At 66.8% G+C, this 12,766-nt stretch carries 12 protein-coding genes; 6 read left to right on the top strand and 6 right to left on the bottom strand.

The genetic code is table 11. The features are described from left to right. The first annotated feature begins 114 nt into the window (after positions 1–114). Genes BLS34_RS08740 through BLS34_RS08725 form a run of 4 tightly spaced genes read left to right on the top strand, consistent with a single transcriptional unit; the run spans position 115 to position 3,691 of the window. Entirely contained in the window at positions 115–960 is an 846-nt protein-coding gene (locus tag BLS34_RS08740; RefSeq protein ID WP_028793452.1) for a fumarylacetoacetate hydrolase family protein, read from the top strand. A gap of 2 nt (positions 961–962) precedes the next feature. Further along, positions 963–2,153 carry a fumarylacetoacetate hydrolase family protein gene (locus BLS34_RS08735; RefSeq protein ID WP_028793451.1) on the top strand — a complete coding sequence of 397 codons (1,191 nt, stop codon included), beginning with the start codon at positions 963–965 and terminating at the stop codon, positions 2,151–2,153. An 11-nt stretch (positions 2,154–2,164) separates the two neighbouring features. Beyond that, positions 2,165–2,914 carry an SDR family NAD(P)-dependent oxidoreductase gene (locus tag BLS34_RS08730; protein ID WP_028793450.1) on the top strand — a complete coding sequence of 250 codons (750 nt, stop codon included), beginning with the start codon at positions 2,165–2,167 and terminating at the stop codon, positions 2,912–2,914. Between the two features lie 15 nt (positions 2,915–2,929). Then, on the top strand, positions 2,930–3,691 hold the full coding sequence (locus BLS34_RS08725; protein ID WP_028793449.1) for an SDR family NAD(P)-dependent oxidoreductase: 762 nt from the start codon (positions 2,930–2,932) through the stop codon (positions 3,689–3,691). Between the two features lie 319 nt (positions 3,692–4,010). Here the strand turns inward: BLS34_RS08725 and BLS34_RS08720 are convergent, their stop codons facing one another. Beyond that, positions 4,011–5,249, bottom strand: coding sequence for an MFS transporter (locus BLS34_RS08720; RefSeq protein ID WP_093149645.1), 1,239 nt, complete (start codon positions 5,247–5,249; stop codon positions 4,011–4,013). A gap of 104 nt (positions 5,250–5,353) precedes the next feature. Here BLS34_RS08720 and BLS34_RS08715 point away from each other — a divergent pair, with 104 nt between their 5' ends. After that, the gene (locus BLS34_RS08715; protein WP_038013707.1) at positions 5,354–6,142 is read left to right on the top strand and encodes an AraC family transcriptional regulator; all 789 of its coding nucleotides are present in this window, start codon (positions 5,354–5,356) and stop codon (positions 6,140–6,142) included. A gap of 100 nt (positions 6,143–6,242) precedes the next feature. Then, positions 6,243–6,650: a nuclear transport factor 2 family protein gene (locus BLS34_RS08710; protein ID WP_028793447.1), complete on the top strand. Its 408-nt coding sequence runs from the start codon at positions 6,243–6,245 to the stop codon at positions 6,648–6,650. Between the two features lie 98 nt (positions 6,651–6,748). Here BLS34_RS08710 and BLS34_RS08705 read toward each other — a convergent pair whose 3' ends face one another. The 5 genes from BLS34_RS08705 to BLS34_RS08685 all read right to left on the bottom strand — a co-directional run bounded on the left by BLS34_RS08705 (position 6,749) and on the right by BLS34_RS08685 (position 12,708). Then, a complete protein-coding gene (locus BLS34_RS08705) occupies positions 6,749–7,612 on the bottom strand; it encodes an OmpA family protein (protein ID WP_175474160.1) in 864 nt (287 codons plus the stop codon). Between the two features lie 419 nt (positions 7,613–8,031). Then, a complete protein-coding gene (locus tag BLS34_RS08700) occupies positions 8,032–10,017 on the bottom strand; it encodes a TRAP transporter large permease subunit (RefSeq protein ID WP_093149641.1) in 1,986 nt (661 codons plus the stop codon). Between the two features lie 121 nt (positions 10,018–10,138). Next, positions 10,139–11,167, bottom strand: a complete 1,029-nt coding sequence (locus BLS34_RS08695) for a TRAP transporter substrate-binding protein (protein ID WP_093149639.1) — start codon at positions 11,165–11,167, stop codon at positions 10,139–10,141. A 132-nt stretch (positions 11,168–11,299) separates the two neighbouring features. After that, positions 11,300–11,839, bottom strand: coding sequence for a toxin-activating lysine-acyltransferase (locus tag BLS34_RS08690; RefSeq protein ID WP_028793443.1), 540 nt, complete (start codon positions 11,837–11,839; stop codon positions 11,300–11,302). A 59-nt stretch (positions 11,840–11,898) separates the two neighbouring features. Continuing rightward, positions 11,899–12,708 carry a universal stress protein gene (locus tag BLS34_RS08685; RefSeq protein ID WP_028793442.1) on the bottom strand — a complete coding sequence of 270 codons (810 nt, stop codon included), beginning with the start codon at positions 12,706–12,708 and terminating at the stop codon, positions 11,899–11,901. Positions 12,709–12,766: the final 58 nt, after the last annotated feature.

Here is a 12,766-nt window from a genome sequence, read left to right as displayed (position 1 = left end):
TCCGGACCGCTTGCGACGCTCGCGCTCCACAATTCGATCGCTGCCGGCTCGCAGGCCGAAGCCCTCGATTCAACCACATCGTGAACTCACGGGAAACACCAGGGGGAAACCACCATGAAGCTGCTGCGCTACGGCCCGAGCGGCCAGGAAAAGCCGGGCGTGCTCGATGCCGCCGGCGGCATCCGCGATCTGTCCGGGATCGTTGACGATCTGTCCTCGGCCACCCTCGCGGCGGGCGCCCTCGACAAGCTCAAGGGCACCGATATCGAGAGCCTGCCGACCGTCTCCGGCAACCCGCGCATCGGCGCCTGCGTCGGCGCGCCGGGCAAGGTCGTCTGCATCGGCCTCAACTATTCCGACCATGCCGCCGAAACCGGCGCCGAACCGCCGAAGGAGCCGATCGTCTTCATGAAGGCGACCAGCGCCGTGCAGGGCCCGAACGACACGGTCCGCATGCCGCGCAACTCCAAGAAGTCCGACTGGGAAGTCGAACTCGGCGTGATCATCGGCAAGCACGCCAAGTACGTCAGCGAGGCGGATGCCCTGTCCCACGTCGCCGGCTACTGCGTCGCCAACGACGTGTCCGAGCGCGAGTTCCAGGCGGAGCGCGGCGGCCAATGGACCAAGGGCAAGTCCTGCGACACCTTCGGCCCGATCGGCCCGTGGCTGGTCACCGCCGACGAGGTCGCCGACCCGCAGGATCTGGACATGTTCCTCGACGTGAACGGCAAGCGGTTCCAGACCGGCAACACCAAGACCATGATCTTCTCGGTGGCGCACATCATCCACTACTGCAGCCAGATGTTCTCGCTGATGCCGGGCGACGTGATCATGACCGGTACCCCGCCGGGCGTCGGCCTGGGCGTGAAGCCGAACCCGGTATTCCTGAAGGACGGCGACGAGATGTATCTGGGCATCGCCGGCCTCGGCGAGCAGCGCCAGAAAGTGGTGGCGGACTGACCATGCCGAACCTCGACCTCACGGTCGACGCCGTGCTGCCCCGGGACCGCGATGCCGCGGTCCTGGTCGGCCGCGTCTGGCGTCCCGATGTCGCCCATGGCGCGGGGGGACCGGCGCTGGTCGTCCTGCGCGGCGACAACGTCATCGACATCACCGCCACGGTTCCGACCTGCTCGGAGCTGATGAACAGCACCAACCCGCTCTCCATCGCCAAGACGACCGCCGGCGAGAAGGTCGGCACGGTCGGCGAGATCCTGGCCAACACGCCGGTCGACGGCCGCGACGCGGGCAAGCCCTGGTTCCTGAGCCCGATCGACCTGCAGGCGGTGAAGGCCTGCGGCGTCACCTTCGCCGAGAGCATGATCGAGCGGGTGATCGAGGAGAAGGCCAAGGGCGACGCCTCGGCCGCCGACACCATCCGCCAGGAGATCGCCGACAGTATCGGTAGCGATCTGTCCAAGATCACCCCGGGCTCAGACGAGGCCGAGGCGCTGAAGGCCGCGCTGATCGAGCGGGGCATGTGGTCCCAGTATCTCGAAGTCGGCATCGGCCCCTATGCCGAGGTCTTCACCAAGGCGCCGCCGATGTCCTCGGTCGGGGTCGGGGCCGATGTCGGCCTGCACCCGATCTCCACCTGGAACAACCCGGAGCCGGAGATCACCCTGGTGGTCAGCGCCGCCGGCACGATCGTCGGCGCCATGCTCGGCAACGACGTGAACCTGCGCGACGTCGAGGGCCGCAGCGCCCTGCTGCTCGGCAAGGCCAAGGACAATAACGGCTCGGCCGCGGTCGGCCCGTTCGTGCGGCTGTTCGACGATGCCTTCACCCTGGACGACGTCCGCGCCGCCGAGTTGGACCTGCGGGTCGAGGGGGAGGACCAGTTCGTCCTGAACGGCCATTCCTCCATGCGCAAGATCAGCCGCGACGTGGCCGACCTGGTGTCCCAGACCATCGGGGCGACCCACCAGTATCCCGACGGGGTGGTGCTGATGACCGGCACGCTGTTCGCCCCGACCCAGGACCGGGGCGCAAAGGGCCAGGGCTTCACCCATGCCGACGGCGACATCGTGACGATCTCCACGCCCAGGCTCGGCGCCCTGGTCAATCGCGTGGGGCGGTCGGACAAGATCGCGCCCTGGACCTTCGGGGCCGGCGCGCTGATGCGCAACCTCGCCAAGCGCGGACTGATCTGAGGAGGGCGTCCATGGTCAGCTACGACTTCACCGGCCAGAGCGCCATCGTCACCGGCGGCGCGCGGGGTATCGGCCTCGCCGTCGCCAAGCGGCTGTCCGATGCCGGCGCCTCGGTCAGCCTGTGGGACGCCGACGCCGCCAAGCTGGCGGAGGTGGCCGGGTTCTTTCCCGAGGACCGGATCCACACCGCCACCATCGACGTCACCGACGATGCCGCCATCGACCGGGCGGCGGCGGAGGTCGAGCGCGAGTTCGGGCGGATCGACGTCCTGGTCGCCTCGGCCGGGATCACCGGGCCGAACACGTCCACCTGGGAGTATCCGGTCAGCGACTGGCGTCGGGTGATCGACATCAACCTGACCGGCGTCTTCCTGTGCGACCGGGCGGTGGTGCCCTACATGCGGGCGAAGGACAGGGGGCGGATCATCAACATCGCCTCCATCGCCGGCAAGGAGGGCAATCCCAACGCCCCGGCCTATTCCGCGTCGAAGGCCGGCGTGATCGGCCTGACCAAGTCGCTGGGCAAGGAGCTGGCGGCCACGCCGATCACGGTGAACTGCATCACCCCGGCCGCGGTGAAGACCGACATCTTCGACCAGATGACCCCGGAATTCATCGAGTTCATGCTGTCGAAGATCCCCATGGGTCGCTTCGGTCTGGTCGAGGAGATCGCCAATCTGGTCGCCTGGCTGGCCAGCGAGGATGCGTCCTTCTCCACCGGCGCCGTGTTCGACTGCTCCGGTGGGCGCGCCACCTACTGACGACGCGGAGCGGCGATGCGCGAGACGATGTATGCCGACCTCGCCGGACGGACCGTGTTCGTCACCGGCGGGGCCTCGGGCATCGGCTCGGCCATCGTCACCCGGTTCTGCGCCCAGGGCGCCAATGTCGGCTTCATCGACATCGCCGAGCGCGAGGCCCAGGGTCTGATCGAGACGATCCGGGCCCAGGGTAACCCGCCGCCCGTCTTCGTCGAGGGCGACGTGCGCGACCTGGACGAGCTGAAGAAGGCGATCTCGCGGGTCCGCCGCAAATTCGGGATGATCAGCGTCCTGGTCAACAACGCCGCCAAGGACGACCGCCACACCCTGGAGCACGTGACCCCGGACTACTGGGACGACCGGTTCAGCCTGCTGGTCCGGCCGATGTTCTTCGCCGCCCAGGCGGTGGCTGCCGACATGCGCTCGCGGGCCGGGGGATCGATCGTCAATCTGGGGGCGGCCGACCGCCCTCTGAACAGCAGCCGCAGCGCCTACGACGCGGCCAAGGGCGCCGTGCATGGACTGACCAAGTCGCTCGCCCACGAGCTCGGCCGCGATGCGATCCGGGTGAACACCGTCTCGCCCGGCTGGGTGCTGACCGACCGCCAGCGCGAGCTGTGGCTGACCGAGAACGCGGCGGCGGAGCTGAAGACCCGCCAGTCGATGCGCCGGGACATCACCGCCATCGACGTCGCCAACGTGGTGGTGTTCCTCGCCTCCCTGGACGCAGAGATGATCACCGGCCAGGAGATCGTGGTCGACGGCGGGTACCGGTAGGGGACCCGATCTTCCACTCCCCGGAATGCGGGGAAAGAGGTTCCCCCCTTCCTCCCGATCGTCCTCCCGGCCTTGCGCCGGGATCGAGCGTGGTGCTCGCTGGAGCGGTTCAGATCGATGTCCGGCGCTCCAACAGGCCGACGGCTGGGTCCCGGCGCGAGGCCGGGAAGACGGGGGAGAGGCGGGGTGGCGCTTATCCTCACACTCCCCGGACTTGTTCCGGGCAAGACTCGGGTCGCCGGACCGTCACCGGTCGGGCTCCGTCACGCGGACCCCTTGCCCCGGAACAAGTCCGGGGAGTGTGTTAACGGTGGGAGCCCTACTCCGCCGGCTGCGTGAGCGGCTTGCGGCGCCCGAAGCCCAGGGTCCAGTCGACCTCGTTGCCGATATCCGGTGCCGACGGGACCAGCCGCGCCAGGACCAGGCTCACGCCCGCCATCGCCGCCCCTACCAGGAACACCGCCGCCGGCGAGACCAGCCAGAGCAGGCCGAAGGTCACCGGGATGAACACCGCGGCGATGTGGTTGATGGTGAACGACACCCCGGCGGTCGGCGCGATCTCCGCCGGATCGGCGATCTTCTGGAAATAGGTCTTCATGGCGATCGCGATGGCGAAGAACGCATGGTCGATCACGTACAGCGCCCCGGCCAGCCAGACATTGGTGACGAAGGCATAGGTCGTGAACACGCCGATCAGGCCGACATATTCGAAGGTCAGGGCGCGACGCTCGCCGAAGCGCACGATCAGCTGACCGATCTTCGGGGCGAGCGTCATGTTGATCGCACCGTTGATGAAGAACAGCGCCGCCACCTCGTGCACCTCGTAGCCGAAGCGCTCGACCATCAGGAAGCCGGCGAACACCGTGAAGATCTGCCGCCGCGCCCCGCCCATGAAGGTCAGCGCGTAGTACAGCCAGTAGCGCTTGCGCAGGATCAGATTCTTGTGCTGCGGCACGCCTTCGCGGAACGACGGGTAGGCCACGAACAGGAAGGCCAGAACCACCAGGGTCAGGCAGCCGGCGATCAGGAACACCGTGGTGAAGGACAGGTTGAAGCTGTCCCAGCCGATGAAGATCAGCCCATAGGCCACGAGCTGGGCGAAGGCGCCGACCGCGATGATCTTGCCCATGCTGGCCGCCGCCGTCGCCTTGGGCAGCCACTGCAGCGACAGGGACTGGGCCGCGGTCTCGTAGTAGTGGAAGCCGACCGACATCACGAAGGTGGTCAGGTAGAAGCCCCAGATCGTCGGGAAGTACCCGGTCGCCGCCACCCCGATGCCGAGGCACAGCAGCGACAGGTAGGCCAGCGTCTGCTCGCGCATGAACAGCAGGAAATACACCGCCAGGAACGACAGGAACCCCGGGATCTCGCGGATCGACTGCTGGATGCCGATCTCCCTGCCGGTGAAGTCGAGCTCATGAACCGCGAAGTTGTTCATCAGGTTCCACCAGGCCGCGAAGGACAGCTGCATGGCGGCGGCCATGATCATCAGCATCACGGCGGGCGAGCGCCATCCGGTGGCGGCCTTGGGGTCGGCGGTGGAGGACAGGTAAGACATCGCGGCACTCGGAACGGGTAAGGAAGGCGGTGGATTTCCTACTACTCCCGGGCGGGCCGTACGTGTTAGCGGTATATCGTCAATGAATGTGGACGACTCGCCAAATGATCCATCCCTCGGTCTATGCTTCCGCCGCCGCCCAGGACGACCACGCCGCCCCGGTCATCGCCTATGCGGCCGAAGCGGAAAAGCACACCCGGGGCGAGCCCCACAGCCATGCCCGCCACCAGCTGTTCCATCTGGTCTCCGGATCGGTGACGGTGGAGACGGCGCTGGGCAGCTTCGTGGTGCCGCCGGAGCGCGCCCTGTGGATGCCGTCGGGCATGGTCCACGCCACGACCTATCTGCAGCCTAGTTCCCTGCGCTTCCTTTACTTCCGTCCGGAGGCGGTGCGCGACGCGCCGGCCACGCCCTCGGTGATCCGCATCTCGCCGCTGCTGCGCGAGCTGATCCTGGCCTATATGGCCTTTCCGCGGGATCCGGTGGTGGCCGACGGTCCCGCCGGCCGAATCGCCGCCGTCATCATCGACCAGATCGCCACCGAGCCGGTCTCGCCGCTGCACCTGCCGATGCCCACCTCCGAGCGGCTGCGCCGGGCGGTGGCCGATCTCGCCGCCGATCCGGCCAGCGCGATCAGCCTGCAGGACGTGGCCCGGCGCGCCGCCCTCTCCCAGCGCTCCTTCGAGCGGCACTTCCGGGCGGAGACGGGGCTCAGCTACCGGGCGTGGCTGCGCCAGGCGCGGCTGATGAAGGCGGTGGAGTGGCTGTCCTTCGGCGAGGCGGTCGGCGACATCGCCCACCGGCTCGGCTACGAGGGGGCGAGCGCCTTCGTCGCCAGCTTCCGCAAGGCCTTCGGCGTGACCCCGGGCCGCTACTTCGCCGATGCCGCGTGATCACCGCGCCGGCATCTGGCATGGGCCGGCCCGCATGCTATAACCACAACCGGGAGGCGACCGGGTCCGAGCCGGTCAAAACGAGGGGACGGGAAGCGCGATGAGCCAGGAAGCCGCGGTGCTGTTCGCCAACGAGGCGTTCTATCTGGCCTTTTCCATGCGCGACCTGAAGAGCATGGAGGAGCTCTGGTCGCGCGACGCGCCGATTGCCTGCGTGCATCCCGGGTGGCGGCCGCTGATGGGCCGCGAGGAGGTGATGGAGAGCTGGGTGACGATCCTCGGCAATCCCGGTTCGCCCACCGTCGAGTTTCGCAGCGCCCGGGCCTTCCTCTACGGCGACGTCGCCTGCGTGCTCGGCTACGAGGTGCTGCAGGAGGGCGTGCTCGCCGCCACCAATACCTTCGTGAAGGAAGGTGTGGGCTGGAAGCTGGTGCATCACCATGCCTCGCCGGTCGCCGACAGCCCCGAGTTCCGCGAGACGCCGCCGTCGCGCGGCCCGCTGATGTAGCCGTCAGCTAAGGGCGGCCGCCAAAAGCAAAGAGGCGGACAGTTTCCCGTCCGCCTCCCTGATTTCACGATCGGCCGGATCGGCCGGACCGGAACCGCTTACTTGCGGATCTCGATCTTGACCCGGCGGTTCTTCGCTTCCTTCACGCCGTCCGGCGTGACGACCTTGTTGTTCTTCTCACCGAAGGCCTCGGTCATCATCGACGGCGCACCGGAACCGAGAAGGCTGCGCATCTCGTTGGCCACGGCATTCGCCCGGCGCTCCGACAGGGCCATGTTGTATTCCTCGGAACCCGAGCGGTCGGCATAGCCGGACACGGTGATCGAGGAGGCCCCCATCTCGTCGGAAGCGTCGGCGGCATCGATCAGCGTCGACAGGGTCTGCGGCGTGATCGTGCTGCTGTCGAAGTCGAAGTACACGGTGAAGTTCGCGAAGGTCACCGGCGGAGCGGCAGCGACCGGCTGCTCGCCGACGGCGGCTTCCATCGCTTCGATGGCGACCTTGAAGCGGTCACGGCACCAGGCGATATCGGCCGGCTGGAAATTCTCTTCGGCTTCCTGCATCCAGCAGTCGAACATGGCCTGGCCGCGGGCCGAAGCCTCCGGCACCTTGGTGGCGGCGCCGGCGGCGAGCGCGTCGGTCAGCCGGCGATGCGCCTCGGACAGCGCACCCTTGTGCTCGGCCGGGATGACCCGGGAGTCGAGCGCCTCGGGGTCCGTCGGCGTGCCGTTCGCGGCAGCGATGGCGGCGGACGCGAAAACGTCGGAGTCCTCGTAGTCGCCCTCGGCGAACTCCATCTCGGAGAGCGTGAGATACTCCTGGTACAGCGCCTTGCTGAAGGCGTCGCCAGTCGGGGTCAGGCCGCGCGCGTTGTCCAATTGGAAGCCCGCACAGGCCGCCAGGCTCATCATCGCCGCAGCGGCGAAGAACGGCTTGGCTCCCCCCAGAATTTTATGAAGCATATCCATCTCCTTATCGTGTTCCGTCGCCTCGTCTCAAGGCACTGTCGGTAGGGACGCCCCGCCCCCGGACCGCTGTGCAGACGCGCTTGTGGAACCGAGCTTTGCGGTTCCAACTGCTGGCATTTCAACACGTTCTGAGTGGAACGCAAGGAAAACCGGGTCGCAGGCCGGGGCCCGGGCAAGAGTCACACCGCTCGATCCGACAAACGCACATCAACGTCTATTGGGGTCGGCGCGCACCCTGCCCGGGTCTTATTTCGGTAACCTTCGGCGGTCAGGCGAAGCCCGTCGCCATGACGAACATGGACACGAAAATCGCCGCCGCGAAGGCAAAGCCGGCGATCGTCGGCCACAGCCCGAAGGCCTTGCTGTCGTCTTCAGTATCGGGAGCCATTTCACATTCTCCTTGTCGATGCCGCTCAGCTCAGCGCTTGCGGAAGCCAGAGGGCGATCTCGGGGAACACCATCACCAGGATCAGACCGATGATCTGCAGACCGATGAACGGGATGACGGCGGCGAAGATCTCCTGAAGCTCGATATCCGGCGGGGCCACCGACTTCAGCCAGAAGCAGGCCGGTCCGAAGGGCGGCGACAGGAAGTAGATCTGCATGTTCATGACGAACAGCACACCGAACCACACCGCGGCCCATTCCGGATCGAGTCCCAGTTCCGGCGCCATGTCGACGACCACCGGGGCGAAGATCGGCACCGTGATGAACACGATCGCGATCCACTCCATGAAGGTGCCGAGCACCACCAGGATCGCCATCATCACCAGGATGATGCCGATGGCCGGCAGGTCCAGCCCGGAGAACAGGCTGCGCATGAACTCGCCGCCGCCGACCAGGTTGTAGATGCCGACGAAGCTTACCGCGCCGAGGATCAGCCAGATGATCGTGCCCACGGTGGCCATCGTCTGGGTCAGGGCCTCCTGCAGCATCGACCAGTTGAAGCGCATGCGCACCGCGGCGACCACGATCGAGCCGAACACGCCGACGCCGGCGGCCTCGGTCACGCTGGCGATGCCGCCGTAGATCGACCCCATGACGCAGGCGATGAGCAGGATACACAGGCCGACCGCGACCGAGCGGTTGGACGACAGCTTATGCTCGACGTCGTCGCGCGCCGCCACTTCGGACGCGGTCGGGGCGAGGCTCGGATTCAGATAGCAGCGGACCAGCACGAAGATGATGTAGAACGAGGCCAGCAGCAGGCCCGGCAGGGCGCCGGCCATGAACAGGTCGCCGATCGAGACCTGGGCCGACAGGCCGTAGACGATCATGATGATCGACGGCGGGATCAGCGTGGCGAGCGAGCCGCCGGCGCAGATCGTGCCGATCGACAGCTTGCGGTCGTAGCCCAGGCGCAGCATCTGCGGCAGGGCCACCAGGCCCAGCATGACGATCTCGCCGCCCATGATGCCGGACATGGCCGCCATGATGACGGCCACCACCACGGTCTGTACCGCCACGCCGCCGCGCAGGTTGCCGGCGAAGATCGACATGGCGTCGAACAGGTCCTCGGCGATGCCCGCCTTCTCCAGAATCGAGGCCATCAGCACGAACAGCGGCACCGCGATCAGCGGATAGGATTCCAGCAGACCGAAGGCGTTGGTCGAGACCAGATACAGACCCTTCGGTCCGAAGAAGAGCAACGCACAGACGATGGAGATGATCAGGGTCACCACGCCGAGCGGCATGCCGGTCATCATCAGCAGCAGCAGCGTGATGACGATGCCGATGCTGACGGTGCCGATGTCATAGGCGCGGATGTTGATGAGCTGACGCAGGTCGAGGCCCTCGGCGACCGAGGCTGTCGCGGAATCGGCCCATTCCGCCAGAATGAAGCCTTCCCAATAGTGACCGATCAGCAGAAGGACCAGCCGGCCGATCAGGATCGTGGAGACGACCACGATCGCCAGCCGCGCGGCCGGACTGCTCACATGACGGTAGAAGTTCGCCAGCAGCTGCAGCAGATAGATCGTCGCGCCGAGGAACAGCGCGGTCTTGAGCATCAGCGGCTCAGGCGAGTTGAAGGCGGTACCGGCGCGCTCGACATTGCTGATCGCATCCAGGGCGCGCCCCATCGAGTCGTTGGTCAACAGGAACAGCGCGATCACGCCGACGATCAGCGCGAACAGATCCAGCCGCCATTTCGCCCGGTCACTGGCCATCAGATAGAAGACGGTGATGCCAATGTGCCGGTTCTTCAGCGTCACGTAGCCGGCCGAGAGCATCCAGGCGGTGGCGCAGAACACCATCACCATCTCGAACGCCCACTGGGTCGGCGCATGGAAGGCGTAGCGCGAGATCACTTCGTAGAGCGTGATCACCCCGCACAGGAAATACAGCTGCGCGACCGCAAGGCCGGTGAACTGGCTGAACTTATTGATGGCTGAATTCATCGAACCGCTTTCAGGGACACGCAGCACATGCGCATGAAAATATGCAGGCGAGCGCGCGCCGCCGCCTGAACGTGAAGCGATCCGGGAGCCGCGCGGACTCCCGGATCGTCAGCGTGTCGGATCAGTCGAGCAGACCGATCCGCTTCATGTAGGCCAGATGCGTATCCAGCGCCTCGCGGGCCAGATCCGACTTCGCGGCCGCGTTCTCCCACGCCTCGACGGCGATCTCACGGAACTTCTGCCGGTCTTCCTTCGACCAGTCGATGATCGTGATGTCGCCCTTCGCCTTGTGCTCGGCGACCAGGTCGCGGTCCTGCAGGTCGGCCTGACGCAGCATGGTGATGTAGGCGGCGTTGTACCAGACCTCGAGGATGGTCTGCTGGGCTTCGCTCAGCCCGTCCCAGACGTCCTTGTTCACGATGAACTGTAGGACGGCCATGGAGTGGATACCCGGATAGATCGGGAACTTGGCGACCTTGTGCATACCCGAGGCTTCGTTGTTCACGAAGGCCGAGGCGTCGGCGGCGTCGACGATGCCCTTATCCAGCGAGGTGTAGACCTCGGAGAACGGGATCGACACCGGCGAGGCGCCGGCCAGGCGGAACACGTCGGCGGCCAGGCCTTCCGGCGACCGGATCTTGATGCCCTTGAGGTCCTCGACACCCTTGATCGGCACGGTCGAGACCAGTGCTTCCTTGGTGTACGGGCCGCAGCCGATCACGTGGATCGCATCCGGCCAGTGGGTGTCATAGATCTTCTGCAGCATCTCCTTGCCACCGCCCTCGTGGCAGAAGTCGCGGACCTGGTGCGGCGTGTCGTAGCCGGCGATCAGGTCGCCGATGATGCCGAAGGCCGGGTCGCGGCCGGCGAAGTAGGAAACGGCGTTCATGTCGCCGTCCAGGATGCCGTTGGCCACGGCGTCCACGGTCTCGCGGTGCGGCACGACGGCCTTGGTCGCCAGGACCTCGACCTCGATCTCGCCGCCGGTCATGATTCCGACCTTCTGCTGCCAGCCTTCGGTCATGAAGCGGTGCGCCCAGTCACCCGGGCTCGAACTCGCCTGGAACTTCAGGGTGCGGGCGTCGACGTCGCCTGCGGCGAACGCACTGACAGTAAGCGCCGCGAGCGCGGCGACCAGTGATTTCCGCATCGTTTCCTCCCTATGCGGTATGAGATTTCCCTGTGTTCAGGGCTTGGTAGTCTTCTGATTGAGGCGCGAGTGTCACAACCCGGCGCCCGGAATGTCAACAATGCAAGATGCAGGCATCCGCTGCACAGGCCTTTATTTTTTCTCTTGAGTGGCCGATCTCGGCTGGATCTGACGCACCGCGAATCCGCCGCCCGGCGTCGGCACCAGCGCCTTGATCGCCTTGCCGCCGAAGGTCTGGTCGACCAGCTCGTTCAGCGCCGCGTCACCGCCGCCATAGGGGGCCACGAGGTCGATCAGCCAGGGGATGGAGCCGCCGTCCCATTCGTTCGGGCGCAGGCGGTTCTGACCCTGCAGCAGGCGCTTCTCCACCTCTTCGGTCACCATCGCCCAGGAGGCATAGACCATCGGCGCGACGCCGCGTTCGGTGCGGCGCCGCCAGATCCGTACCTGCCGCTTGGTCAGCGGCGGCAGGACCAGCCATTCCAAGTCGGAGATGAAGATGTGGCGGTGCGCCGGCGACTGTCCCATCAGCGAGACGATCTGGCCAAGCAGCCGGGTCATATCGTCGCGCGGCGCGTCCGCCGCCGGCGCCGCCGCGGTCGCCGGAGCCTCACGCTCGGGCCCCGGTTCCGCGCCGGAACCGTCGGTGCCGAATACCGTTTGGTCGCTCATCGTCCCCCCTTTGAGCCTAATTGGAGCCGGGCCTCCCCGGCCCGGCCCGTTTCCCCCGGTCAGTGCGCGAAAATCACCGGCATCGTCGCGTCGGCGATGATGTCGCTGGTCGCCCCGCCGAAGATCATCTGACGCAGCCGGCTCTGGGTGTAGGCCCCCTTCACCAGAAGGTCCACGCCTTCCGCCTCGGCGACTTCGAGCACGTCCATGCCCGGGCCGCGCATCGAGCGCTTGCCGGTCGCCACCTTGGCGTCGACGCCGTGCAGCTTTAGGTAGTCGGCCAGCGCCGCCCCGTCCGGGCCGGGCACCGACCAGCCTTCGATCTCGATGACGATGGCCTTGTCCGCCGACTTGATCGCCGGCAGCGCCTGGCCGATCAGCCGCGCGGTCTCGGTGCTGCGGTTCCAGGCGATGGCGACCGTGCGGCCGCATTCGCGGGTCCAGCCGACCGGCACCAGGGTCACGGTGCGCCCGCCTTCGAACAGCGCGGTCTCGAACACCGCGCGCCAGTCGGTCTCCTCGCTCTTGCCGACGACGGTGGTGTCGAACAGCCGAGCCGCTTCGCCGATGCCGAACCGGGCCCGCAGCGGCTCATCGCTCAGGTCGACGAGAGCGCCGTCGGGACCGAGCGCGTCGATTCGCGCGCGCATCGCGGCCAGCGCCTCCTCGGCCTCGCGGGCCAGATCCGGTCCCTTGTCGGCGTAGTCGATGATGCCGACGCCCATGGGATCGACCAGCGGACTCTCGACCGGGCGCGGATAGAACGTGGCCCGCACGCGGCCGCTCGACCGCTTGGCGAACAAGACGGCGGCCTCCAGCGGGGCACGATCGACCCCGTCGCGGCCGAACGGCAGAAAAAAGGACTTCATCTGCATTCTCCCTCGGTGTGGCCGAGCTTGTCGCCGGCGGTCCCGATGTCATGATAGC

The organism is Thalassobaculum litoreum DSM 18839, assembly GCF_900102465.1.
Taxonomy (GTDB): domain Bacteria; phylum Pseudomonadota; class Alphaproteobacteria; order Thalassobaculales; family Thalassobaculaceae; genus Thalassobaculum; species Thalassobaculum litoreum.
This window is presented reverse-complemented; position numbering and strand designations above follow the sequence as displayed.